Origin of the sequence: Streptomyces sp. cg40 (assembly GCF_050320165.1) — a bacterium.
Taxonomy (GTDB): Bacteria; Actinomycetota; Actinomycetes; order Streptomycetales; family Streptomycetaceae; genus Streptomyces; species Streptomyces hokutonensis.
This window is the reverse complement of record NZ_CP190128.1, coordinates 7381501-7404893: the sequence shown is the minus strand read 5'-3', so window position 1 is coordinate 7404893 and position 23393 is coordinate 7381501. Positions and strand designations below refer to the sequence as shown.

The window sequence follows — 23393 nt, the reverse complement described above, 5'->3', positions numbered from 1 at the left end:
AAGTTCGACCGTAAACCTTGTCTTGTCATGCCCGCGTCACTAACTTCTTACCGAACGCACACCCGGCCGCAACACGGCACCGCAATCATTCCTTCGCTCGCACTCCAACATCCCCCCACCACAAGGGAGTTCGTATGCCGAAGTTCTACGCGCGTCGACGGCTGAGCATACTCGCGGCTCTTACCGGATTCATAGCCTCCGTCGCGCTCTTCAACGGCCCGACCGCCTCCGCCGCCCTCCCCACCCCCGTCAGCGCCGCCACCGCCCGCACCTACCTCGCCTCGCTCACCGTCGCGACCGAGGTCCGGACCGGCTACGAGCGTGACCTGTTCCCCACCTGGATCACGATCAGCGGCACCTGCAACACCCGTGAGTACATCCTCAAGCGCGACGGTACGAACGTCGTCACCAACTCCGCCTGCACCGCGACCAGCGGCAGCTGGTACTCGGTCTACGACGGCGCCACCTGGACCGCCGCCTCCGACGTCGACATCGACCACCTCGTCCCGCTGGCCGAGGCCTGGGACTCCGGCGCCCGCAACTGGACCACCGCACAGCGCCAGGCCTTCGCCAACGACGTGACCCGTCCGCAGCTCCTGGCCGTGACGGACAACGTCAACCAGTCCAAGAGCGACCAGGACCCGGCCGAGTGGATGCCCCCGCTCACCTCGTACGCGTGCACGTACGTCCGCGCCTGGGTACAGGTGAAGTACTACTACGACCTCTCCGTGGACTCGGCGGAGAAGACCAAGCTGAGCTCGGTCCTCAGCGGCTGCTGATCCTCTTTCGACAGCCCGGAAACCTAGTCGCTGACCTCCGTCGTTCCGTACCGTACGGGGCGACGGAGGAGAGTGATCACACCGTGGCGAAACTGATCCTTGGACCACTGCTTCGCTACGCCGACGGCTCGTCCGCGACCGTATGGGTCGAGGCGAGCCGTCCGTGTACCGCCGAGGTGCGCTGCGCGGACGGGGCCGGCGGCACCGTCCGCACCTTCCAAGTCGCGGGCCACCACTACGCGTTGGTGCCGGTGGAGGGCCTCACGCCCGGCACCTCGACGCCGTACGACGTCCTCCTGGACGGCACGCGGGTGTGGCCGCTGCCCGACTCGCCGTTCCCGCCGTCCGCGATCCACACCCCGGACGCCGACGGCACGGTCCGCGTCGCGTTCGGCTCCTGCCGGTGGGCCGCGCCGCCCGCCGACGACCACGACCCGGTGGGCCCGGACGCCCTGGACACGCTGGCCTCGCGCATCGCGCGCGACCCGGAGGCCGAACGACCTGACGTAATCCTCCTGTTGGGCGACCAGGTGTACGCCGACGAGGTCTCCGACGCGACCCGCCGCTGGCTCTCCGCCCGCCGCGACCTGAGCGAGCCCCCGGGCAGCGAGGTCGCGGACTACGAGGAGTACACGCGCCTCTACTACGAGTCCTGGCTCGATCCCGAGATCCGCTGGCTCCTCTCCACCGTGCCGTCCTGCATGATCTTCGACGACCACGACGTCATCGACGACTGGAACACCTCCGCCTCCTGGCTCGCCGACATGCGCGGCACCCCGTGGTGGCGCGAGCGGCTGCTGAGCGGGCTGATGTCGTACTGGGTGCACCAGCACCTGGGGAACCTCTCCCCCGCCGAACTCGCCGCCGATCCGCTCTACTTGGCGGTCCGCGGCACCCCCGACGGCACCGACGGACTCCGCGCCTTCGCCTGCAAGGCCGACGCCGACCCGGCCTCCGCCCGCTGGAGCTACCGGCGCGACTTCGGCCGGGTCCGCCTGCTCATGGTGGACAGCCGCGCCGCCCGTGTCCTCGACGAGCAGCACCGCGCGATGCTCGACCCCGGCGAGGCCGACTGGCTGCGCACCGAGGCGCTCGCCGACCCCGGTTCCTACGACCATCTCCTCATCGGGACCTCCCTGCCCTGGCTGCTGCCGCACCTCGTCCACGACGCCGAGTCCTGGGACGCGGCCCTGTGCCGGGGTGAACGGGGCGCCCGCTGGGCCGGGTTCGGGGAGAAGCTGCGGCGGGCCGCAGACCTGGAGCACTGGGCGGCGTTCCCGAACTCCTTCGAGGAGCTGGCCGGGCTGATCGCCGAGGTGGGGTCGGGCGAGGCGGCACCGGCGTCGGTGCTCGTGCTGTCGGGGGACGTGCACCACGCGTACGTGGCGGAGCCCAAGTGGCGTACCGGCGGCCCGACTTCGCGCGTCCTCCAGCTGACCTGCTCCCCCGTCCACAACTCCATCCCGGCCTACATACGGGTCGGCTTCCGCTTCGGCTGGAGTGCCGTCGCCCGCGGCCTGGGCCGCCGCTTCGCCCGGCACGGCCGCTGCGCCGAGCCTTCCGTCAAGTGGCACAAGACGGGCGGGCCTTGGTTCGGCAACCAGCTCATGACCCTTACGCTGCGCGGCCGTTCGGCCCGGCTGCGGCTGGAGCAGGCGCGGGCGGACGGCACCCTGAAGACCGTGGAGGAGTCCCCGCTCACACCCCCGTGACCTCGCTGAAGGCATGATGAGGCGGACCGTCCGCTTCCGGTGGGCGGTCTGCTCCATTGCGCCCCACACGCCCGGGAGTTCCCCCTTTGTCTGCAGTGAACGTGTCCGACGACGAACCGGCATCCGTCTCCGTCGCCGTGGTCGGCGCCGGTCCGCGCGGCACCAGCGTCCTGGAACGCCTCTGCGCGTCGGCTCCCGAACTCCTCCCGCCCGGCACCCGGCTCACCGTCCACGTCGTCGACCCGGCGCCCCCGGGCCCGGGCCGCGTCTGGCGCTCCACGCAGTCCCCCGAACTGCTGATGAACACCGTGGCCTCCCAGGTCACCCTCTTCACCGACGACAGCGTCGACTGCTCGGGCCCGATCCGCCCCGGCCCGAGCCTGCACGAGTGGGCGCCCGCCGAACTCGGCCCCGACGACTACCCCACCCGGGCCCACTACGGCCGCTATCTGGAGTGGGTGTTCGCCCGCACGGTCCGCGAGGCGCCGGACTCCGTCGAGGTCGCGACACACCGGGCGAGCGCGGTTCGTCTCGACGACACACCCGACGGCCACCAGTCCCTCACCCTCGACAACGGCCGTACCCTGCCCGCCCTTTCGGCCGTGGTCCTGGCCCAGGGCCACCTCCCGACGCTCGGCGACCCGGCCCGACAACGCCTCGCCGCCTACGCCTGCCACCACGGCCTGCGCCACCTCCCGCCCGCCAACCCGGCCGACGCCGACCTGTCCGCCGTACAGCCGGGCGAACCAGTGCTGTTGCGCGGCCTCGGCCTCAACTTCTTCGACCACACGGCCCTGTTGACGACGGGCCGGGGCGGCCGTTTCGTCCGCGCGCAGGACGGCTCGCTCCGCTATCTGCCCTCGGGCAACGAGCCCCGCCTGTACGCCGGTTCACGTCGTGGCATCCCGTACCAGGCCCGCGGCGACAACGCGAAGGGCCCGCACGGCCGCCATACGCCCCGTGTCCTCACCCCAGAGGTGATATCCGCCTTCCGCAAACGCGCGGACTCGGGCGAGCCACCCGAATTCCTCGCGGAGATATGGCCGTTGGTGGCGAAGGAGGTCGAGACGGTCTACTACACCGCTCTGCTACGACACTCCCGGCGCCCGGAGTTCACCGGGCGCTTCCTCTCCGTCCCGCACCGCGACCCCCAAGAGGCCCTGATACTCGACGAGTTCGGGATCCCGGCCGCCGAGCGGTGGAGCTGGGACCGGCTGTCCCGCCCGTACCCGGACCGTGCTCTCGCCGACCCGTCGGCCTGGCGGGACTGGCTGCTGGCGTATCTGCGCGAGGACGCCGGGCAGGCCGCACTCGGCAATGTGGACGGCCCGCTCAAGGCCGCCCTGGACGTACTGCGGGATCTGCGCAACGAACTCCGGCTGGTCGTCGACCACCGCGGCCTCGCGGGCGACTCGCGCCGCGACCACCTGGACCGCTGGTACACCCCGCTCAACGCGTTCCTGTCCATCGGCCCGCCCCGGCGCCGTATCGAGGAACTGGCCGCGCTGGTGGCGGCCGGCGTGGTGACGGTCCTCGGGCCACGGCTGGAGGTGCGGGAGGCGGACGGCGCCTGGGTGGCGCACTCGCCCGCCATACCGGGCTCGTCGGTGCGGGTGACCACGCTCGTGGAAGCACGCCTCCCCGAACCCGACCTGCGCCGCACCGCCGACCCGCTGCTCGGCCGGCTGCTGCGGACGGGCGGGTGCCGGCCGCACACCGTGGACGGCTACGAGACGGGCGGGCTGGATGTGACGGCGCGCCCGTACCACCTGATAGACCGTCAGGGGCGGGCGCACACACGGCGGTTCGCGTTCGGGGTCCCCACGGAGGGCGTGCACTGGGTGACCGCGGCGGGCGCCCGCCCCGGCGTCGACTCGGTCACGCTGTCGGACGCGGACGCGGTGGCGCGCGCGGTGCTCCGGGTCGTGACACCAGGGGGGACGCCGTCGGCCGACGCCCACCCCTGGTCGTCGTATCCCCGGCTCAGGGAGCCCAGCCGAACGGCACGGTGAAGCAGGCGACGCGGACCTTGCTGCCCGGCTTGTCGTGGATCACGACGGAGGACGCCTCGCCCTCCCGGAAGTTCCAGTCGTGCCGGGCGGTGGCCTCGGCGGCGCCGTGCTCGTCGGCCGTGAAGTCGAGCCAGACCTCGTTCTCGGCGGTGACGTCGGCCGGGTCGGTGGACGGCTTGTGCTGGAAGTGCCCGCCCGCGGCGGCGGGGTCGGCGCCGCACGGCTTCTGGTGCACATGGGCTGCGTACGCGTGCCCCGGCACCATCCCGTCGACCCGCAGCCGTACGGTCGTGGCACCGCCCACCGTCGTCCGCTGGCCGACCTCGATCCACGCGGCGGCGGGGACGAGCTTCGTGTCGTACGTGACCGCCGCCGACGGCAGGAGGGCGCCGACCGGCGCGAACCGCGCGTCCGTGCGCATCGAGTAGCCGTCAGGGGCGCCGGCGCCTCCCGTGCCGGCCGCGCCGCTCGCCAGTAGGGCCGTGACGACCGCGCCCGCGCATATGCCTGCCACCATGATGTGTACCGTTCCTCACGTTCAGTTGCGCTTCGATCCCCTTTACGTTGCTACGGGATGCGGGCCCGCCCCGCCCCTCGGGACGGGGCAGCCGAGTGAACAAGCTGTGCCGATCACACGCGCCCCCCGTGAATCTCCTGTCCCCACCCAGGCGTACGCTGTATGGCTGTCACTGGCCGCTGCTGCCGCGGCCCACGGGGGAGTTCACGGGGAGATGCGTTGTTCGAGAGTGTGGGGTCGCTGACCGGCAGCCCATGGATCTACGCCATGATCGCCCTGTCCGTACTGCTTGATGTGTTCCTGCCGGTCCTGCCGAGCGGGGTCCTGGTCATCGCGGCGGCCACCGCGGCGGCAGCGGGCACCGGCGCGGCGACCGACGCCGTGCCCGTTCCGCACGAGGTCCCCAGCATCCTGGCCCTGATCGCGTCGGCCGCCGCCGCGTCCGTCCTGGGCGACCTGGTGGCGTACCGCCTGGCCTGGCTCGGCGGCGAACGCCTCGACCGCGCCATCTCCCGCTCCCGCCGGCTCACCAGTGCGCAGGAACGTCTCGGCCACGCCCTGGCCCGCGGCGGCGGCGCCCTGGTCATCCTGGCCCGCTTCGCTCCGGCCGGCCGCTCGGTGGTCTCCCTCGGCGCGGGCGCCGCCCACCGCCGCGCCCGCGACTTCCTCCCCTGGTCGGCCCTGGCGGGCCTGTCCTGGGCGGCGTACAGCGTGGCGCTGGGCTACTACGGCGCGCAGTGGCTCGGGGCGACATGGCTGGCTACGGGGGTGTCGCTGGCGGCGCTGTTCGGGGCGGGGGCGGGGGCGGCGTATGTCATGCGACGGCAGCCGGGGGCGACGGAGGCGACGGCTGCGTCGTAGAGGGGCCAGGCGCCGCAGGCGCAGGCCTTTAGGGGCGCGGGGAACTGCGCGACCAGCCCCCACCGACCCGCACTTTGATCACCGCACCGCACTCACCGCGAAGCCCCTCTCACCTCAAGCCCCGCAAGCAGCTCAGCCGTCGCGTCGGCAATGAGATAGACCGCGCGGTCAAAGACCTCGCGATTGTGCGCGGCGGGCGCCCGGAACCCGGAGACCTTGCGCACGTACTGCAACGCGGCGGCACGGATCTCCTCCTCCGTGGCCTCGTCGGGCAGGGCGGGCGGTCGAAGAGTCTTGATACTGCGGCACATACGTCCAGTCTCGCGCCCCGAAAGCGATACCGCGTAGGGGGCCGACCGACGAGAGGACCGACAACATGGCGAACAACGAACTCACCGTGGCCGTACTGGGCCCCGGCGGCGTGGGCGGCCTGCTCGCGGCGCTGCTGTCCCGGGCCGGCCACCGGGTGATCTGCCTGGCCGGAGAAGAGACGGCCGCCACCCTCCGCAGCGACGGAATCCGCGTCCGCAGCGCCCCCTTCGGGGACTTCACGGCACCGGTCGAGGCCGACACGGAACTGCGCGAACCGGTCGACGCCTGCCTGATCACGGTCAAGGCGACGGCACTCACCCCGGCACTGGCCCGCGTCCCGGCGACCGCGCTGGGCGACGGCCTCCTCGTCCCGTTCCTGAACGGCGTCGAACACCCGGCCCGTCTCCGCACCCTCCACCCGCCCGCCCAGGTCGCCCCCGCGATCATCCGGGTCGAGTCAACTCGCGTCGCCCCGGGGGTCATTGAGCACGGCAGCCCGTTCGCGGAGATCGACGTCACGGGCGACCCGGTCCCCCACGAACGCCTGGAGGCACTGGCAGCCGCACTGCGCGCGGCCGGCCCCACGACCCGTGTACTGCCCGACGAGACCGCGGCCCTCTGGGCCAAGATGACCTTCCTGGCCCCCCTCGCCCTCCTCACCACCCGCTACAGCCTCCCCCTCGGTGACGTCCGCACGCGCCACCGCGAGGAGTTGACGGCCCTGCTGGAGGAGACGGCGGCGGTGAGCCGCTCCTACGGCGGCCCGTCCGACCCGGCGGGGGCGCTGGCCCGCTACGACACGTTCCCACCGGGCACCAAGTCCTCGATGCAGCGCGACGCGGAGGCCCACCGCCCGCTCGAACTGGACGCGATCGGCGGGGCGTTGCTGCGGGCGGCGGAGCGCAAGGGAATCGCGGTGCCGGTGGCGGCGGGGCTGGTAAGGGAGTTGGAGAAGCCGCACGCCAACTGACCTGCGGCTCAGGCCTCGTCGAGGTCGAGCCGCCAGTCGTTCGAGGTGAGCCAGTGCCCCTTGGGGTACTCGAACTCCACCTCGCCGAGCAGGGTGAACCCGGCTTTCCGGCAGACCGAGTTGGACGCGGGATGGTCGGCGCTGGGGAAGGCGTGCAGATACCGGTGCCCGCCGGCGGCCCGTGCCTCCTCGACGAGGGCACGGGCCGCGAGGGCGGCCAGTCCGCGCCCCTGGAACTCGGGCAGCACCCCCCACCCGGCCTCCCAGACCGGCTCGCCCCGCCACTCCCGCTCCCAGAAGCCGATCGAGCCGACGGTCTCCCCGCTCCCCGCCGACTCGACCCGGTACATGCGCCCCGGCTCCAGCCCGACGTACCGCCGGTGCCGGGCCTCGATCCGCGCCTCGGTCTCGGGACCCCCCAAGTGCTCTGTCATCTCAGGGCTGTTGAGCCGCCCCAACAACCAGAAGTCACTGTCCGCCCACGGCCGGAGCCGCACCCGTTCCACGTCCATGCCGACCACAGTAGGCGGCCCCACTGACACCGCCGGGCCCCTCGGCCTCCATGGCCACAGACACCCGTTCGTATGAAGTCCCGGAAGGAACTCGCGACCCAAATTCGAACAGGCGTAGCATTAGCGCGTGGCAACGACCTATGACTTCCCGAGTGACCTCCTCGCCGGTCAGGAGGAGCTGCATCAGGTCCGGGCGGAGCTGGCGACCCTGCTGAAGCGGCTGCCCTGGTCGGTCGAGCCGCTGGACGGGTTCAGCGACACGGGCGGCTGGCGCAAGGTGGAGCGCCCCGCCTCCCCGGGCTGGACACCCGACGAACAGGCCGAGGTGGAGAAGCTCCGGCAGCGCGAGCACGAGCTCGCGGTCTTCGTCAGCGGCCACCGCTTCTGGACAGAGGTCACCGCGGCGGAGCGTGTCGAGTCACGGATGAGGCTGAAGCACGCCCACGAGGCGCCACTGCCGGACGAAAAGGCGGACAATGGGTGAGTTGAGCCTCATATCGCCGAACCAACCGAGAGGCGGCGATCGATCATGGCCGACCACCCGCACGCACTCCTCGTCCGCAAGGGCTACGACGCCTTCGTCCGCGGCGACATGGACACCCTGCGCTCACTGATGTCCTCGGACGTCACGCACCACGTTCCCGGCACCCACCCGCTGTCCGGCGACTTCAAGGGCCTGGACGCGGCCATCGACATGTACGGGCAGCTGTTCGCGCAGACGAACGGCACCCTGCGCGTCGAACTGCGCAACGTCCTCGTCGACGGCCGGGGCCACGCGGTCACACTCCACCGCTTCACGGCCGAGCGCGACGGCAAGCGCATCGACGAGACCGGCGGCATCGTCTTCCGCATCCTCGGCGACAAGATCACGGACCTGGACGAGTGCGTCGAGGACATCGACAAGGCGAACGAGTTCTGGTCCTGACCACCCCGCCGTACCCGAACTACGGCTTGCGCAGCGTCCGTTGGGCCAGCGCGAGGACGGCGACGGCCCCGGCGACTCCCACCGCTCCCACGACCGGCACCCCGCCGAAACGGACCCCGGTGCCGGTCCCCGCCCCGTCCCCGACCGCACGGAAGCCGCGGTTCGCACGCCACGACAGCACCGACCACCGCGACTGCGCGGACAGCACGGACCCCGTGCTGAGCCACGAGCCCGCCGAGACCAGCGACAGCGCCGAGCCGATCGAACCGACCGACAGCGAACTGCCGATCGACCCGACGGACAGCGCCGACCCGACGGACCCGACGGACAGCACCGAGCCCACCGAACCGATCGACAACACCGAGTCGTGCGACCACAGGGACAACACGGAACCCGAGGGTGTGGCGCCAGGCTGAGTCATGCCCCCATCCTGCCCACCGCCCCCGGAATGCGCGAGGGCCCGCAGAAAAGATCAAGGCCCGGATCACCGGATTGTCACCGGCTGACCTGGGCCTTGATCGTGTCCTGAGACTGGTGGGCGCGGACGGTTTCGAACCGCCGACATTCGCCTTGTAAGGGCGACGCTCTACCCCTGAGCTACGCGCCCAGGACGAGTCGACAGCCTACATGGCCAGGGGGCCTGTCCCGCAAACCCGTATCGGGGGTTTTCCCCACCCCGGGTCCGGGAGCGCGCCGGATGCCCCGGAGGAACGCGGCTCTCTACGGTCGAGGGGAGCCGTAGGAGTCATCGGGACTCCGCGACCGTCCCAGGGGGAAATCACCGTGACCCGCACCCGCAGCACCCGCCGTGTCCTCGCCGCGACCGGCGGCCTCGCCCTGCTCCTCGTCGGTGTCACCGCGTGCGCCGGTGCCTCCGCCGGTGACGACAAGCATCCCGATCGGCGGACCTTCGCGCTGTCCGGCCGTACGCTCACGATCGACTCGGACGACTCGGCGCTGGAAGTCGTCGCCGCGGACTCCAACCCGGCGGGGAAGATCGAGGTCACCCGGTGGTGGCAGGGCAGCGTGGCGATCGGTTCGGATCCCAAGGTGACCTGGGCCATGAAGGACGACCGGCTGGTGCTGCGGCTGAAGTGTTCCGGGGTGATCGCCGACTGCGCGGCCAAGCACCGGATCGAGGTGCCGCGCGGGGTCACCGTGAAGGTGGAGGACGGGGACGGGAGTGTGCGGGCGCGGGGTTTCAGGGACGCGCTGAGCGTGCGGACCGGCGACGGCTCCGTGCATGTGACCGACTCCACCGGGCCGCTGACGCTGCACACCGGGGACGGGTCCGTGCACGCCGAGGTGTCGTCGCGGGAGGTGCGCACGACCACCAGTGACGGGTCGGTGCACCTGGAGTTCGCGGTCGTACCGGATCTGGTGGAGTCGCGCAGCGGCGACGGGTCGGTGACGGTCGCGCTGCCCAAGGGGGCCGCCAAGTACCGGGTGACGACCAGGACGGGGGACGGCGGAGTGGACGTGTCGGTGCCCCGGGACTCGTCGAGTTCCCATGTGGTGAACGCCCGCACGGGCGACGGGAAAGTCACGGTGCGGAACGCGAACTGACCGGCCCGTGTGTTCGTCCTCTACCGGTGGGAGAATGACAACGGTCAGGACGCAAGACACGGGAGAGGGATGTGACGGCGACTCCAGCACAGCCGTATTCGCCGCTCACACGGTCCCGGCGCGGTTCCACCGCCGCCCGTGCCGCCTTCGACACCCTCGCGCTGATGAGCCTGCCGCTGCTCGCCGCGCCGGTGCTGGCCGCCGCGTTCGCGGGCGGTGGCACCCGGCGCTGGTTCGGCGGGCGGGCGGAGAGCCAGCGGGCCGAGGCGCAGGCGGCGAAGGACGCGGCGGCCGCCGCGTTCTACGAGCTGGACACCGCCCAGCGGGATCTGCGGATCTCGATAGACACCATCACCGCGGTCGACGACTCGCCGGCCGCGCGCCGCGCGGTGACCGACTTCGAGGCGCTGGGCCGGCGGATCGACGAGGCGAGCGGCCGGTACATCAACGCCGTCGACGCGCACGACCTCGACCGTGACGACCTGGAGGCCGCCGCCGCGAACCGGGCCCGTGCCGAGCTGACCGCCGCGAAGGACCGACTCGCCCAGGTCAAGCAGGAGTTGGACCGGTTCGAGAGCGGGCTCGGGCCGCTGCTGGGCAAGGCGGAGACGCAGCTCGCGCGGCTGGCGCCGGCCGTGGAGCGGGCCCGGCAGGCGCTGCTGGCCGCGAGCAACGCGCTGGACGCCGTACGGACGTCGGGGCTGCGGGCCGACGATCTCGCCGCGCGGCTCGCCAAGCTCGGGCCGGAGCTGACGAAGCTGAACCAGGGTGCCGGGCAGCACGGCGTGCCGCAGACGCTGGAGCGGGCCACGCAGGTCGCGCGGGAGGCGGAGGCCATCACGGCCGAGGCCGGCGGGCTGCCCGAGCGGGCCGCTGAGATCGACCACCGGCTGGTGTCGCTGCGGACCCGCGCGCAGGCGCTGACCACCCGCGCGGGGCAGGTCGACCCGGTGCTGAGCGAACTGCGGCGGCGGTTCTCGGCCGCCTGCTGGCAGGACCTCCAGCACGTGCCCGACCAGGCCGGCGAGAACGTACGGCAGGCCGAGGCGAAGCTGAAGGAGGCGCAGGCCGCGCGGGACGCGCAGCGCTGGCCGGACGCCACGTCACTGCTGTCGACGGTACGGGCGCTGCTGAACACCACCGACGAGGCCGTGTCGGCGGCCGGTGACCGGCTGCGGCGGCTGAACGCCGTACAGAAGGACCCCCAGCAGGAGATCGACCGCACCCGCTTCGCGATCCGGGACGCCCAGCGCCTGGCCATGTCGGGACGCTCCACCCCCGACCCGCGGCACGCCCGTCCCCTCGACGACGCCGTGGCCCGCCTCGACCGCGCGATCACCACGCTGGAGGGCCGCCACCCGGACTACTGGCACTTCCTGACCGAGACGGAGACGGTACGGCAGACGGTCGCCCGCGTGGTCGGCCAGATCCGCGAGGAGCGCGGGACCGCCGCCGGACACTGAGCCCGGCGGCGGGTGGAGACCTGGACGGCTCAGGTGCGGTACGCGTAGTAGTACGCGTTCGGGTACGACGCGATGAGGCTCGACAGGGACCTGCGGTAGGTGTTGTTCGAGTGGTAGGTGACGTACGGGATGCCGTTGGCCTTGTACGTCACGATCATCGTGTGGTCCTTGGCGCCGTCCCGGTCGAAGTCGACCTGGATGACGTCGCCGACCTCGGCCTGGTAGACGTTGGCGAGCGGGGTGGTCCGCTTGGAGTTCTGGGCGAACCAGGACCACTCGTTGACGCCGACGAAGGAGTCCGACTGGATGTCGGCGTTGCCGAACCACTTCGTGTAGTCGTAGACGTAGCCCGGGACGTGCTTCCAGCCGCCTGCCTTCAGGGACTGGCTGACGAAGTTGGTGCAGTCGCCGCCGTCCGCGTGGCCGTTGAAGTTCGGGTAGTCCGTGTTGTACACGTTCCAGTACTTCTCGGCGTAGGCCGCCATCGCCTTGTAGTCGTACGTCGTGCTGGTCTTCGGCACCGCCACCGGGTTGCGGGTGGTGGCCGCGCGCGGTGCGTCCGGCGTGGTGTTGCCGTCGTCGGCGGGGGCGGGCGACGCCTTGACCGCGGGCTTGGCCACCGTGTTGACGGCGAGACCGCCGGTGTCGGTGTCCTGGATGTTCGACAGCTGCCAGGTGCCCTGCTGGTCGGCCTTGAAGGTCAGCTCGTGGTGGGCCTGGAAGCCGGTGGTCTTCGGCGCCCCGGCCGTGGCCTTCGCGTACGTCAGCGTGGTCGTCTCGGTGACGTCGGCCTTGGCGGTGCGGCCGGTGACCCGGGTCGCGTCGAGCGTGACCTTGGTGCTGCCGGCGCTGTACGTCTCGCCGAGCTTCGCGATGCTGCTCTGGCGGCCCCGCAACGCGCTCAGCGCGGACTTCTCGTCACGCGTCTGGGTGCTGGAGAGACGGACGTCGCCGGAGAAGCGCGAGGTGCTCCGCTTCGTGGTCGCCCCGTGGACAAGGGCCTGGGTGCGGTCGGTGAAGACCGCGTCGGCCAGCTTCTGGAAGGTCGCCTTGGTCGAGGCGTCCACGGTCGGGTCGTTCACGACGGCCGCGCCCGCGCTCCAGTTGGGCACGAGGGCCACACCGGCGACGACCGAGGCGGCCGCCGCCGAGACTATGGCCGTACGGCTCCTGCTACGGCTCAGTTTTCTGGATTTCAATGGGGTTCCCCTCTACGCCGGTACGCCTACCGGGCGAGGGCATCTTCGCACGCCATGTGTGGCTCCTGTGAAGGGGGTTGCGGTTGGTGAGTTCACCGGTCCCCACAGGTCACTTGACCACCGTGGACCAGTCCGGCGACTGGGCCGGGTCCAGACTGCGCAGCTGCTGCAGAGTCTGTGGCGACTGCACGTCCATCCAGTCCGAAAGCTCCTTGAAGGACACGCACTTGACGCCCTTCTTGGTGCAGATCTTCGGGATGATCTGGTCGATGGCCTTCATGTAGATGCTGCCGTTCCAGTTCTCGAAGTGGTTGCCGATGAACAGGGGCGCCCGGCTGCCGTAGTAGACCCGGTTGAAGCCGGCCATGTACGAGTCGACGGTCTTCTGTTCCCACTCGGCGAACTTCGAGGGGTCGCCCTGGGTGGCGCCGTTGGACTGGTTGTAGAGGAAGTTGAAGTCCATCGACAGGGCCTGGATGTTGTTCCCGTAGGGGAGCAGTTCGAGCGGGAAGTCCCAGAGGCCGTCCTTCTTGGTGGGCCATATCTGGAAGTCGCCCGGGGAGCTGGCGTCGTACTTCCAGCCGTAACCCTTCAGCGCCTTCAGGAGGTTGGGCTGGCCCTCCAGGCAGGGGGCGCGGCCGCCGACGACCTCCTTCTTGAAGTCGAAGGGCAGGGCCGGGATGTCGGTGTAGCCGGTGTTGGTCTTCCAGTTCTCGACGAAGGAGAAGAACTGGTCGATCTCGCTCTTCCACTGCGCGACGCTCCACTCACCGCCGCCCTTGGCCTCGCAGAAGTGGCCGTTGAAGTGGGTGCCGATCTCGTTGCCCTGCTCGTAGGCCAGGCGGAGTTGCTCCAGGGTGTCGCGGATGTGCTGGTCGGTCGGGAAGTCGATCGCGGCCGAACCCACCGGGTGCATCGGCGGGTGGTACAGGTCCCTCTTGCTCTTGGGCAGCAGATAGATGCCCGTGAGGAAGAAGGTCATGTGGGCGTTGTACTCCTTGGCCATCTCCCGGTAGTGCGAGAAGAGTTCGTCGTCCCCCTGAAGGGCCCCGTCCCAGGAGAAGACGACGAACTGGGGCGGTTTCTCACCGGGCTTGAGCGGTACGGCCTTCAACTGGTCCTTCTGCGGCCCCGTGTACGAGGTCGAGCCGTCCCCCAGCACCTGCGTCTTGCCGTCCCAGACGGGTTCCTTGGTCGACTTCGGCGAGGCGTTCTTCCCGGCCGCCGCGGTCGGCGCCGTGCTGTCCCGGTTCAACGCCAGATACCCGGTCACCAGTGAGGCGACGACGAGGAACACGGCCAGGGTGAGGAATCCCGGCTTCGGGGTGCGGCGAGGTTCACGGGCTCGGCGGCGACGGCCTGACGGCGCCTGCTTCGGGGACTTCATGGGCGGCTCATTCTGCGAGGAGGTGGCGGTTGCGCTGCGGTGGTCAGCCGAGCGAGGTGGTCATGGCTCTCGACCAGATGCCGTAGGGGACGTCGGTGACTGGGGTTCCGGAGATTCCTTTCAGCGGCAGGGGTTCGAGGCTCTTGCCGAGGTCGATGCGGTAGACGACGACGGCCGTCGACACGGACTTGGCGGTGCCGATGTACCAGGCGGCGGTGTCGTCCTGGGTGGTGCCGGTCTTGCCCGCCACCCCGGCTCCGGCGGCCTTGGCGGCGGTGGGGTGCGCGAGGCCGAAGGAGTCCGTGAGCGCGTCCGTCACCTCGTCGGCGGTGGTCCTGCTCATCGCCCGGTTCGGCTTCGGCCGCTCCAGTACGACGCCGGCGCCGTTGCGGGTGATACGGCGGACCGAGTACGGCTCGGTGTGGACGCCCCCGGCGTCGAACGTGCCGTACGCGCTCGCCATCCGCAGTGCGCTGGGCGTGGCGTTGCCCAGGGACAGCGCGGGCACCTGCGCCCCGAAACTGGAGGAGAGCAGTCCCGCCTTCTCGGCGGTCGCCCGCACGGTCGACAGGCCGGTGTCCATGCCGAGCTGCATGAACGGGGTGTTCACTGACTGGGCGAGGGCCTGGCGCAGACTGATCTGCCCGTAGGACTTCTTGCCGTCGTTGTGCGCGGCGACCTTCTTGCCGCTGCGGTCCCAGTACGGCCCCTCCGGTGTGGTCACCGGCACGCCGTCGTTCCCGTCGTACAGCGTCTGGGGGGTGACCGGGGTCGCCGGTCTCCCCCGGGTCTTGGTGACCCCGTGCTCCAACGCGGCGGCGTAGACGAAGGGTTCGAAGGCCGAACCCGCCGGGACGGTGGTCGCGTTGGACTCGTTGAAGCCCTGCGTACGGTGGTCGGGGCCGCCGTAGACGGCGAGGATGCGCCCGTCGGAGGCCACCGAGGAGGCGCCGTAGTGCGCGGCCTTCGCATTGGCCGGGTCGTCCTTCTGCGCGGCCTTGCGGGCCTTGGTGACGGCGTCCGTCAGCTCGGTCTCACGGTTGCGGTCGAAGGTCGTGTAGATCTGGTAGCCGCCGAGGTCGAAGTCCTTGTCCGAGATGTGCGCGGTCTTCTTCGCGTACTGAGTCGCCAGCTCGACCAGGTAGTCGCTCTGCTTTCCGGTGTCGTAGGTCCGCGACTCCTTGAGCGGCTCGGGGAACGTCTTGTACTTGGCGCGCTCGGCCGGCGACAGCTTGCCGATCTTCACCATGCGGTCCAGGATCCAGGACCAACGGGCCACCGCCCGGGCGTGGTTGGCCTTGCTGATCGTCGGGTCGTAGAGGCCCGCGCCCTTCAGCAGGGAGGCGAGGAAGGCGCCCTCGCTGGCGTTGAGCTGGCTGACGTCCTTGCCGTAGTACGCCTGCGACGCGCGCTGAAGTCCGTAGGTGCCGCGGCCGAACCAGCTGGTGTTGAGATAGCCCTCGAGGATCTTGTCCTTGCTCATCTTGTTGTCGAGCTTGAGGGAGATCATCGCTTCGGTGAATTTGCGGCTCACCGTCTGGTTCTGGGTCAGATAGACGTTTTTGACGTACTGCTGGGTGATCGTCGAGCCGCCCTCGGTGTCCCCCTCGCCGACCGTTCGGTAGAGGGCGCGGGCGATGCCCTTCATCGAAATACCGGGGTCGCTGTAGAAGCTCTCGTTCTCCGCGGCGAGCACCGCCCAGCGGACATCGGTCGGAATGTCCTTGAGCGGCATCGCCTGCCGCTGCACCCAGCCGGTCCGGGCCATGGGCGTGCCGTCGGACCAGAAGTACACGTTGTCCTGCTGGGTCGCGTACGTGTTGAGGTTCGAGGGGATGTCGGTGGCCGCGTAGGCGACGACCAGGAACAGTCCGCTGAGCCCGATGGAGGCGGCCACGCCGCCGAGCCACTGCCGCCAGGAGGGTATCCAGCGGCGCCAGTCAGTACGGCCCGGGCGCGGGTACTGCGGGCGCATCCTGCGGACGTACGGCGTGAGGAAGATCACGACCGGGGCGAGGCGGGCGATGAGGGGAGCGAAGCGGGGGCCGAGGGCCTGGGCGAGGCGGGAGAGACGGGTGCGGAGGGACGGGCGGGGGGCTTTGCGGCCCCGGTGCCGAACCGGTTTCGTCTCCCCCTCGGGTATCTCGGGGGCCTCGGGTATCACGAGGTCGGACACCCGCAGCTGCATGGTCTCGTCCGCCCGGAACCCGGCGGGGAGCTTCAACTGCATGGTCTCGTCCGGCCGTTGAGGCTGCTCCCCCTCCCCCTCGTGGGTCACGACGGCTCCCTCCGCACTCCATATTGCTCGCACAGGCAGACGCACAGACGTACGAGGGTCCTACAAGGTTGCCGTGGACGCGGCTGCAAATCCCGGTTCCCCCCGGCCTCACAGGTCACGCGGCGAACTCAAATTACCAGTGGTCTTCGCAAGTTCTCCATATAAGAAAACGACAGAACAGGACACAGCCGAAACCTTCATGAAAAAACAAGGTGCCGTCTTCATGTCAGGGCGGCGTTAGCCTGATGTCATGCCTCGCTATGAGTACCGCTGCCGTACCTGCGGATCGACGTTCGAAGTCAGCCGGCCGATGGCGGAGTCGTCCGCGCCCGCATCGTGCCCCTCTGGGCATGACGACACGGTGAAGCTGCTGTCGGCCGTGGCAGTGGGCGGGACGTCGTCCGCCCCCTCGCCTGCGGCAGGCGGAGGGGGCGGTTGTTGTGGCGGGGGCTGCTGCGGCTAGGCAGGTCCCGTGCGTTGTCGGGTGCGGGTGCGTGGGGGCTGGTCGCGCAGTTCCCCGCGCCCCTAAGGAGTTGCCCTGAGGAACTCCTGGAGGATCCGTTCTCCTGCCAGGACGCCTCGCTCCGGTAGGGCCGTGACATTCGGAGCCGTCCACGCCTCGTCTGCCAGTTCTCCGTGGCCCGGGCGCCAGGCCTTGTCGGCGGCGAGCAAGAGGTCGGCGTCGAGGAGGGAGTCTCCCGCGGCCAGGGTCAGGGTGGCTCCGGTGCGGTGGGCCAGCTCCCTCATCGCCGCGCTCTTCGTCAGCGGCTTCGGGACGGCGTAGATCTTGCGGCCCTGGAGGGAGACGGTCCAGCCGCGGTTCTCGGCCCAGACCGCCAGTTCCTTCACCCACTCCTCGGGGAGGAGTTCGCGCTCCACGACGAGGTAGGCGAAGAGGTCCTCGGCCACGCGGTGCTTGCGTACCCAGGACGGGTCGGCGGAGTCGGCCAGGTACTGGCGGACCTCCTCCAGCGGAGCGCACTCGGCGGCCAGCTTCGCCTGCACCCCGGCGTGCCAGTCCTCGTCGGTCGCGCCGTCGACGAGGAGGTGGCCGCCGTTGGCGCAGATCGCGTACTTCGGCTCCGGGCCGGGCAGGCTGATGCGCTGGTACTGCTTGCGGGTGCGGGTGGTGGTGGGCACGAAGACGGCCGTGCCGGCGCCGAGTCCGCCGAGCTCGGTGAGGAGTCCGGCCGCTGTTTCCGTCATGAAGGAGAGCGGCTTGCTCTCGTGCACCTCGACGCTGAGCAGCCGGGGCGCCCGCGCGTCCGGCATGGTCAGGGCGAGGGCGGCCGAGGAGTAGATGAGCGTACGGTCGAGGTCGCTCGCGACAAGCACCGGCATCAGACCGACACCGCCCTGCCGTCGGCCCCGGTCGCACCGCGCGTGTACTTGGGGTGGATCAACCCCACGCAGGTGTACGGCAGTTCGGCCACCTCCTCGACGGGCACGCCTCGCTGCTCGGCGAGCAGTCTGACGTGGTCGAGGTCGGCGCCCGCACCGGCCCGCGCGAGGATCTTCCAGGGCACCCGGCGCAGCAGCACCCGGGTGGTCTCGCCGACGCCGGGCTTGACGAGGTTCACGTCGTGGATGCCGTACTCCTCGCTGATCCGCTCGACTGCCGCCCAGCCCTCCCAGGTTGGCGTGCGGTCGGCGGCCAGCAGTTCCTTGGCGAGGGTCGTCACGGCGTCCGTGACGTCCGGGAAGCGGGCGGCGACGGCGTCCAGGAACTCCACCGAGACGTCCGCGCCGGCGAGTTCGCGGTAGAACTTCGCGCCGTGGAAGTCGTGCGGGCCGACCAGGTCCGAGCGCAGCACCGTACGGGAAATCAGCCCCGACACGGTCGAGTTGAGGCACGCGGAGGGGATGAGGAAGTCCTCGCGGGTGCCGTATGTCTTCACGCAGGAGCCGGGGTCGGCCAGTACCGCGATCTCCGGGTCGAAGCCGGTGATGCCGTCGGACTCCTCGAACTCCCTGATCGCGTCGGCGAGTTCGCGGGTGATGGCGCCCTTGCCGGTCCAGCCGTCGACGAACACGACGTCGGCCGGGTCGTGATGGGCGGCGAGGTAGCGCAGGGCGTTGGCGTCGATGCCCCGGCCGCGCACGATCGACACGGCGTAGTGCGGCCGGTCGAGACCGTGGCGGTACTGGGCCCAGCGGCGCATCAGGACGCCTACGGGGGTGCCGGCGCGGGCGAGGGACACGAGGACGGGGTGCGGTGAGCGCTCGGCGAGGACGAGTTCGGTGACCGCGCCGACCGCCAGCGCCAGGCGTCCTGCGGCCTCGTCCAGTGCGGTGTGGAACAGCTCCTGGTACTGCTCGCTCGGCTGGTACTCCACCGGCAGCGACTCCGCGTAGTGCGCGCCGCCGCTCTGGATCGCTTCCTCCCGCTCCTCGGTCGGCGCCTCCAGCGTCACGTCCGAGAGATCCTGGAGCAGCCAGCCGACCTCTTCCGGCGCGTACGAGGAGAAGGCGGGGCCGCGGAGGGGCTCGGGCAGCATGGGGGGCCTTTCGGGGACGTACGAGGGGACCACCGCGAGGACGACGTGCGGGGTGTGTGCGGCCAACTCGGCCAGCAGGCCGTGCAGTTCGGGAGTGTCCCCGCGGGAGTCGACGACCGCGACGACCGCGTCGAAGCCGGCGCCGGCGATGTTGTAGGCGTAGCGGTCGCCGGGGCCGTCGGCGGGATCGTCGTGGGCGGGGAAGGTGAGGCGGGTGCGGATCGCGTAGCCGGGGTCGTCCACCGCGAGCACGGGGGAACGGGTGGTCGTGGAGTAGGTGACGTCGGCGTCGACTATCTGCTCCAGTTCACGGGCGAGTCTGAGGGGGGCGTACATCAGCTCTTCGAAGCCCAAGATATGCACACGGTGCGCATTTGAGGGGAGGGCGTCTGCAAGGCGGGCGGCCATTGCGGGGAGGGCTGCTTCCAGGCGTATTCGGTGGGCGGGGGTGAAGCCGTGTCTTCCGCCGTCGGGGAGGTGATGGGGCCAGCGGAGATCGACGCGTTTCGGCTGCGGGCCGGTGGGGGCTGGTCGCGCAGTTCCCCGCGCCCCTGGGGAGTTGGGGATCGGGCCGTTTTCAACGCCCTGGCCTGTGGCTTTTAGGGGCGCGGGGAACTGCGCGGCCAGCCCCGACGGCGCCGCACTCGACGAATCACCTGTCCCGGCACCCCCTGCCTCGTACCGCGCCACCAACTCCTGCCCCTTCTCCAGCACCCCCGCCGGCAGGCGAACCGTGCCCGAGGCCGCGGCCACCAGGTCCACCCTCGCGCCCATCTCCGCCGCGAAGTCGCCCAGGCGGCCCGCGTCCGCCGGGGAGCGCATGTCGACCAGGGCCACCACCACGTACCGGTCCCGCGGATAGCGCCCGTGGAGGTCGCGGATCGTGTTGAGGACCGTGTTGCCCGTGGAGAACTCGTCGTCGACCAGGACCAACGGGCCCTCGCTGGAGAGGAGTTCGGGGTTCTCCGGCAGCAGGAGGTGGGACGTCGCGTGGGAGTGGGACTCCTCGAAGCCGCCCGCCGTGGCCACGCCGGGGACCGGGCGGCGGGTGGAGTGGAGGTAGGGGGCGACGGCGATGCCGTCGGCCACCGCGTGGCCCAGGCCCGTCGCGGTCTCCGCGTAGCCGAGGACCACCGCACGGCGGGACTCCTCGGGGCCCAGCAGGTCGCGCACACGGTGGCCCAGGGTGACGCCGTAGCCGTAGACGATCGACGGGGACTGGGGGACGTGTTTGCCGAGCACGTTCGAGACGAGGAGGTGGGCCCGTTTGGGGTTGCGGCGCAGCGCCAGGCCCAGGAGGTCGGTCAGTTCGGGGTCGCCGAGGAGTTCGACGCCGAGCCGCTCCGCGACCCAACTGCCGGACCAGACCCCGCTGTTCACTGCCTTGTTCATGCGTCCCTTGCGATTCAGCCGGGGATTCCGGCGGCGAGCAGCTCCACGAAGCCGACGTCCTCGCGTGCGACGCCGAAGATCTCGGCGCGCAGCATGGTCCGCTCGGCCCAGGCGCGGTGCGGCTTCACCTCGTTCATCTTGTTCGTGTACGCCGAGCGCAGCACGCCTCCGCCGCCCCGCTCCGGGCGCAGGATGTCCTGCGCGTCGCAGAACTCCTCGTGGCTGACCACGGACAGCGCGTGCACGGGCAGCACGTGCGTGGGGTGGATGCAGGTCTTGCCCATCAGCCCGTTGGCCTGGTCGAGGGCGATCTCGCGCAGCAGCCCGTCCATGGCGTGCTCGATCAGCGCCTCGCGCAGCTCCTCCGCCTGGCCCTCCAGGAAGGGGCTGCGGCGCAGCTGCGGCTTGAACATGCGCTCCTGGACCCGGAAGTACTCCCACACCGGGCCGGTCACCGTGAAGCCGGTGCCGTCGGCGCGGCCCAGCATGTTCACCACGTCGCCGATCACGTTGGCGACGATCTGGACGTCGTAGGCCGTCATGTCGGAGGCTCTGCGCAGGCCGTAGGAGGAGCAGAAGTCCGTCACGCCCAGGCGCAGGGCGAGGACGCGGTCGCGGTACTTGTCGACCGCGCGGGAGATGCCCTCCAGGGTCTCGACGCGCGACTCGCGGTAGAGCAGCTCGGGCGACTCCAGGACCGGCATGCCGAAGAGGCGTCGGCCGCTCTCCGTCTCGGCGTCGGACAGCGCCTCCAGGAAGGGCATGCCGCGTTCCTCGGTGAACTTCGGCATCACGAAGCCGGAGAGGAGTCGTACGGCCGGGCCCATGCGGCGGACGAGGTCGGGGATCTGTTCGGGCACGCGGACCCGGATGAACAGGAGCGGAAGCTCTGCACCTGGGCTGGCGGCCAGCTCGGTGAACTGCCGGACCAGGTTCTCCTCGGCGGCCGGGACGTCCTCGTCACCGATCGAGTCCTCCAGGCACAGCACCATCGACACGACGCCGCGCCCGGCCAGCTTGACGATGTCGTCGGCCAGGTGGGGGCGGGTGGCCGGGCTGTAGAGCGTGGCGCCGAGGGCGGCGGCGAGCAGCCGGGCCGGGGAGTCCGCGTCGAACTCGCACGGCTCCTGGAAGAAGAGACGCTGCCGCACCTCAGGGGCAATGTGCCCGAAATGACGCATAAAGCTCCCCCGTGGTGACGATGTGAACCGTGAGTGTTTTCGATAGGTGGCCGGTAATAGTACGTACAAACCCATGTCAGGGGTTCCCGCCGGGCATGAACTTCAGGTAACTCGGCCGTGTCGGAGTCCGCACCCCACGTTGTCGTGACCAGGACCGAGAGGGCAGGATGACCGCATGACGCACGCGATGCTGAAGGGGTCGAACGTCCCGCTGGAGGCCACCACGGTACGTGCCGTGCTGCGCTGGACGCCCGGACAGGGGGGCCCGGACGTGGATGTCTCGGCGCTGCTCCTCGGCCCCGCCGGTCGGGTGCGTTCCGACGAGGACTTCGTCTTCTACAACCAGCCCCGGCACCCCTCCGGGAAGGTCTGGCGGCTCGGCAAGAAGCGTGTCACCGAAGGCCCCACCGACACGATCCAGACAGATCTGGCCGGTGTCGAGCCCGAAGTCAGCCGGATTCTGGTGGTCGCATCGGCGGAGGACGAGACCTTCGACCGCGTACAGGGTCTGCGCATCATGCTGTACGACGCGGCGGTCGCCGAGGGCGATCCGCTGCTGTATTTCGACATCAAGCCGGAGACCGGCGAGGAGACCGCGCTGATCTGCGGGGAGCTGTACCGGCGGGGCGAGGGGTGGAAGTTCCGGGCGCTCGGCGAGGGGTACTCGAACGGGCTGCGCGGGCTGGCCATGGACTTCGGCATCACGGTGGACGAGTCGGAGGCGGGGGGCTCGGGGGGCTCTCCCGAGGTTTCGCAGCCGCTGCCTCCGGCGGTTCCGACGCAGGTGCCTCCGGCGGTTCCGGTGCAGTCCGGGTACGGGTATCCGCCGGCGCAGGAGCCGGTGACTCAGCCTGCGTACGGGTATCCGCAGGCGGCTCCTGCGGGTGCCGGGACTTATGGGTATCCGCAGCCGATGCCTGCGGCGAGTGCGGTGGATCCTGACTTCCGCTTGCCGCCGCAGGGGCCGCAGTTCATCTGAGGGTGAGTGCGTAGTTTTTTGGGTGCGGGTCGGTGGGGGCTGGGCGCGCAGTTCCCCGCGCCCCTGAAGCTGCCCCTTCGGGGCGCTTCAGCGCTCGACCTTCGTCTTGTAACCCCGCCCCCACTGCAATCCCCACCCGTACAACCTGTCCAGCTCCGCCTGGAAGCCGTAGACGAACTTCACCTCTCGGCGGACGACCAGCTCGCCCTTGACGTTCTCGATCATCACCACCGCGCAGGAGCGGGCCTGGGGGTGGCGTTCGTCGAGGCCTATCTCGATGCGGGGGCCGTTGCTGGGGTAGAGGGTGACGATCGCGTGGGTGCGGTCGAAGGCGGGGGTCTGGTCGTAGATGTAGACGAAGACCAGGAGGCGCTTGATCTGGTCGCGGTGGTCGAGGTTGACGTACATCGTCTCGCCGGACGCGGAGCCGAAGCGGTCGTCGCCGCTGAGCTTCACGTACGGGGGTGAGTTGACGTCGCCGAGGAGGCCGCCGAGGGGCTGGACCACGCCCTTGGTGCCGTCCATGAGTTCGTAGAGGCAGCCCAGGTCGAGGTCGACGTTGACCATGCTCTGGCTGTGGCCCATGACCTCGGGTGGCTTGAGGGCCTTGAAGGGGTGGCGCAGCAGGCTGTCCCGCTGGAGGCCGCCGATGTCGGAGGTGCGCATCCGCCAGGTCAGGTTGACGCGCAGGTTGCCGGTGGCCGCGCCCTGTTTGGTGAGCGAGACCTGGTGGTGCCGTTTGGTCAGTTCGATCGCGTTGCTGGCCGCGCTGCCCGAGTCGAAGTCGATCTCGCGCCGCCAGATTCCGTCGAAGAAGCCCATTCCCGCCCCCACGTCCACATCGCTCACG

At 70.4% G+C, this 23393-nt stretch carries 22 protein-coding genes and 1 tRNA gene; 11 read left to right on the top strand and 12 right to left on the bottom strand.

Annotated elements, in window-relative coordinates; genetic code table 11:
• Positions 1–134 precede the first annotated feature (134 nt).
• The 3 genes from ACQHII_RS33340 (at position 135) to ACQHII_RS33330 (ending at position 4503) form a co-directional block, all read left to right on the top strand.
• Positions 135–779: an HNH endonuclease family protein gene (locus tag ACQHII_RS33340; RefSeq protein WP_427922747.1), complete on the top strand. Its 645-nt coding sequence runs from the start codon at positions 135–137 to the stop codon at positions 777–779.
• Positions 780–862: 83 nt separating this feature from the next.
• The gene (locus ACQHII_RS33335; protein WP_427922746.1) at positions 863–2491 is read left to right on the top strand and encodes an alkaline phosphatase D family protein; all 1629 of its coding nucleotides are present in this window, start codon (positions 863–865) and stop codon (positions 2489–2491) included.
• Positions 2492–2577: 86 nt separating this feature from the next.
• Positions 2578–4503, top strand: coding sequence for an FAD/NAD(P)-binding protein (locus ACQHII_RS33330; protein ID WP_427922745.1), 1926 nt, complete (start codon positions 2578–2580; stop codon positions 4501–4503).
• Here the strand turns inward: ACQHII_RS33330 and ACQHII_RS33325 are convergent.
• Positions 4475–5020, bottom strand: coding sequence for a superoxide dismutase family protein (locus ACQHII_RS33325; RefSeq protein ID WP_427922744.1), 546 nt, complete (start codon positions 5018–5020; stop codon positions 4475–4477). The genes ACQHII_RS33330 and ACQHII_RS33325 overlap by 29 nt on opposite strands.
• 219 nt (positions 5021–5239) lie before the next feature.
• Between ACQHII_RS33325 and ACQHII_RS33320 the strand changes: the two genes are divergently transcribed.
• The gene (locus ACQHII_RS33320; RefSeq protein WP_427922743.1) at positions 5240–5881 is read left to right on the top strand and encodes a DedA family protein; all 642 of its coding nucleotides are present in this window, start codon (positions 5240–5242) and stop codon (positions 5879–5881) included.
• Positions 5882–5973: 92 nt separating this feature from the next.
• Here the strand turns inward: ACQHII_RS33320 and ACQHII_RS33315 are convergent, their stop codons facing one another.
• Entirely contained in the window at positions 5974–6192 is a 219-nt protein-coding gene (locus ACQHII_RS33315; protein ID WP_427922742.1) for a DUF2277 domain-containing protein, read from the bottom strand.
• A gap of 65 nt (positions 6193–6257) precedes the next feature.
• On the opposite strand from ACQHII_RS33315, the gene ACQHII_RS33310 reads away from it, so the two are divergent.
• A complete protein-coding gene (locus ACQHII_RS33310) occupies positions 6258–7163 on the top strand; it encodes a ketopantoate reductase family protein (RefSeq protein WP_427922741.1) in 906 nt (301 codons plus the stop codon).
• Positions 7164–7171: 8 nt separating this feature from the next.
• Here the strand turns inward: ACQHII_RS33310 and ACQHII_RS33305 are convergent, their stop codons facing one another.
• Entirely contained in the window at positions 7172–7675 is a 504-nt protein-coding gene (locus tag ACQHII_RS33305) for a GNAT family N-acetyltransferase (RefSeq protein ID WP_427922740.1), read from the bottom strand.
• 127 nt (positions 7676–7802) lie between these two features.
• Between ACQHII_RS33305 and ACQHII_RS33300 the strand changes: the two genes are divergently transcribed.
• Positions 7803–8159: a hypothetical protein gene (locus ACQHII_RS33300; RefSeq protein WP_427922739.1), complete on the top strand. Its 357-nt coding sequence runs from the start codon at positions 7803–7805 to the stop codon at positions 8157–8159.
• Positions 8160–8204: 45 nt separating this feature from the next.
• Positions 8205–8600, top strand: coding sequence for a nuclear transport factor 2 family protein (locus ACQHII_RS33295; protein ID WP_427922738.1), 396 nt, complete (start codon positions 8205–8207; stop codon positions 8598–8600).
• Between the two features lie 19 nt (positions 8601–8619).
• Here ACQHII_RS33295 and ACQHII_RS33290 read toward each other — a convergent pair whose 3' ends face one another.
• Both ACQHII_RS33290 and ACQHII_RS33285 read right to left on the bottom strand, forming a co-directional pair.
• Positions 8620–9021 carry a hypothetical protein gene (locus ACQHII_RS33290; protein ID WP_427922737.1) on the bottom strand — a complete coding sequence of 134 codons (402 nt, stop codon included), beginning with the start codon at positions 9019–9021 and terminating at the stop codon, positions 8620–8622.
• A 111-nt stretch (positions 9022–9132) separates the two neighbouring features.
• Positions 9133–9207, bottom strand: a tRNA-Val gene (locus ACQHII_RS33285).
• Between the two features lie 176 nt (positions 9208–9383).
• Here ACQHII_RS33285 and ACQHII_RS33280 point away from each other — a divergent pair.
• Positions 9384–10166 carry a DUF4097 family beta strand repeat-containing protein gene (locus ACQHII_RS33280; protein ID WP_427922736.1) on the top strand — a complete coding sequence of 261 codons (783 nt, stop codon included), beginning with the start codon at positions 9384–9386 and terminating at the stop codon, positions 10164–10166.
• A 71-nt stretch (positions 10167–10237) separates the two neighbouring features.
• Positions 10238–11629, top strand: a complete 1392-nt coding sequence (locus ACQHII_RS33275) for a hypothetical protein (RefSeq protein ID WP_427922735.1) — start codon at positions 10238–10240, stop codon at positions 11627–11629.
• A 29-nt stretch (positions 11630–11658) separates the two neighbouring features.
• Here the strand turns inward: ACQHII_RS33275 and ACQHII_RS33270 are convergent, their stop codons facing one another.
• The 3 genes from ACQHII_RS33270 to ACQHII_RS33260 all read right to left on the bottom strand — a co-directional run bounded on the left by ACQHII_RS33270 (position 11659) and on the right by ACQHII_RS33260 (position 16445).
• A complete protein-coding gene (locus ACQHII_RS33270) occupies positions 11659–12828 on the bottom strand; it encodes an amidase domain-containing protein (protein WP_427922734.1) in 1170 nt (389 codons plus the stop codon).
• A 109-nt stretch (positions 12829–12937) separates the two neighbouring features.
• Entirely contained in the window at positions 12938–14215 is a 1278-nt protein-coding gene (locus ACQHII_RS33265; RefSeq protein ID WP_427922733.1) for a hypothetical protein, read from the bottom strand.
• A 43-nt stretch (positions 14216–14258) separates the two neighbouring features.
• A complete protein-coding gene (locus ACQHII_RS33260) occupies positions 14259–16445 on the bottom strand; it encodes a transglycosylase domain-containing protein (RefSeq protein ID WP_427925467.1) in 2187 nt (728 codons plus the stop codon).
• Positions 16446–16743: 298 nt separating this feature from the next.
• On the opposite strand from ACQHII_RS33260, the gene ACQHII_RS33255 reads away from it, so the two are divergent.
• Positions 16744–16956 carry an FmdB family zinc ribbon protein gene (locus tag ACQHII_RS33255; protein ID WP_078532374.1) on the top strand — a complete coding sequence of 71 codons (213 nt, stop codon included), beginning with the start codon at positions 16744–16746 and terminating at the stop codon, positions 16954–16956.
• Positions 16957–17018: 62 nt separating this feature from the next.
• Here the strand turns inward: ACQHII_RS33255 and ACQHII_RS33250 are convergent, their stop codons facing one another.
• Genes ACQHII_RS33250 through ACQHII_RS33240 form a run of 3 tightly spaced genes read right to left on the bottom strand, consistent with a single transcriptional unit; the run spans position 17019 to position 21564 of the window.
• A complete protein-coding gene (locus ACQHII_RS33250; protein ID WP_427922732.1) occupies positions 17019–17834 on the bottom strand; it encodes an HAD family hydrolase in 816 nt (271 codons plus the stop codon).
• Positions 17834–20383, bottom strand: coding sequence for a phosphoribosyltransferase (locus tag ACQHII_RS33245; protein ID WP_427922731.1), 2550 nt, complete (start codon positions 20381–20383; stop codon positions 17834–17836). Before ACQHII_RS33245 ends, ACQHII_RS33250 begins: the two co-directional genes overlap by 1 nt.
• Before the next feature lie 14 nt (positions 20384–20397).
• Positions 20398–21564 carry an HpcH/HpaI aldolase/citrate lyase family protein gene (locus ACQHII_RS33240; RefSeq protein ID WP_427922730.1) on the bottom strand — a complete coding sequence of 389 codons (1167 nt, stop codon included), beginning with the start codon at positions 21562–21564 and terminating at the stop codon, positions 20398–20400.
• Between the two features lie 175 nt (positions 21565–21739).
• Here ACQHII_RS33240 and ACQHII_RS33235 point away from each other — a divergent pair, with 175 nt between their 5' ends.
• Positions 21740–22543, top strand: coding sequence for a TerD family protein (locus tag ACQHII_RS33235; RefSeq protein WP_427922729.1), 804 nt, complete (start codon positions 21740–21742; stop codon positions 22541–22543).
• Positions 22544–22630: 87 nt separating this feature from the next.
• Here the strand turns inward: ACQHII_RS33235 and ACQHII_RS33230 are convergent, their stop codons facing one another.
• Positions 22631–23365, bottom strand: a complete 735-nt coding sequence (locus ACQHII_RS33230; protein WP_019067110.1) for a TerD family protein — start codon at positions 23363–23365, stop codon at positions 22631–22633.
• Between the last annotated feature and the right edge of the window lie 28 nt (positions 23366–23393).

Bases quoted from the DNA above. Each gene is read 5' to 3' on its own strand.
- ACQHII_RS33340 (WP_427922747.1), top strand. From the start codon at position 135: ATGCCGAAGTTCTACGCGCGTCGACGGCTGAGCATACTCGCGGCTCTT.
- ACQHII_RS33325 (WP_427922744.1), bottom strand. From the start codon at position 5,020: ATGGTGGCAGGCATATGCGCGGGCGCGGTCGTCACGGCCCTACTGGCG.
- ACQHII_RS33315 (WP_427922742.1), bottom strand. From the start codon at position 6,192: ATGTGCCGCAGTATCAAGACTCTTCGACCGCCCGCCCTGCCCGACGAG.
- ACQHII_RS33310 (WP_427922741.1), top strand. From the start codon at position 6,258: ATGGCGAACAACGAACTCACCGTGGCCGTACTGGGCCCCGGCGGCGTG.
- ACQHII_RS33305 (WP_427922740.1), bottom strand. From the start codon at position 7,675: ATGGACGTGGAACGGGTGCGGCTCCGGCCGTGGGCGGACAGTGACTTC.
- ACQHII_RS33295 (WP_427922738.1), top strand. From the start codon at position 8,205: ATGGCCGACCACCCGCACGCACTCCTCGTCCGCAAGGGCTACGACGCC.
- ACQHII_RS33290 (WP_427922737.1), bottom strand. From the start codon at position 9,021: ATGACTCAGCCTGGCGCCACACCCTCGGGTTCCGTGTTGTCCCTGTGG.
- ACQHII_RS33265 (WP_427922733.1), bottom strand. From the start codon at position 14,215: ATGAAGTCCCCGAAGCAGGCGCCGTCAGGCCGTCGCCGCCGAGCCCGT.
- ACQHII_RS33260 (WP_427925467.1), bottom strand. From the start codon at position 16,445: ATGCAGTTGAAGCTCCCCGCCGGGTTCCGGGCGGACGAGACCATGCAG.
- ACQHII_RS33255 (WP_078532374.1), top strand. From the start codon at position 16,744: ATGCCTCGCTATGAGTACCGCTGCCGTACCTGCGGATCGACGTTCGAA.
- ACQHII_RS33250 (WP_427922732.1), bottom strand. From the start codon at position 17,834: ATGCCGGTGCTTGTCGCGAGCGACCTCGACCGTACGCTCATCTACTCC.
- ACQHII_RS33245 (WP_427922731.1), bottom strand. From the start codon at position 20,383: ATGAACAAGGCAGTGAACAGCGGGGTCTGGTCCGGCAGTTGGGTCGCG.
- ACQHII_RS33240 (WP_427922730.1), bottom strand. From the start codon at position 21,564: ATGCGTCATTTCGGGCACATTGCCCCTGAGGTGCGGCAGCGTCTCTTC.
- ACQHII_RS33235 (WP_427922729.1), top strand. From the start codon at position 21,740: ATGACGCACGCGATGCTGAAGGGGTCGAACGTCCCGCTGGAGGCCACC.
- ACQHII_RS33230 (WP_019067110.1), bottom strand. From the start codon at position 23,365: ATGGGCTTCTTCGACGGAATCTGGCGGCGCGAGATCGACTTCGACTCG.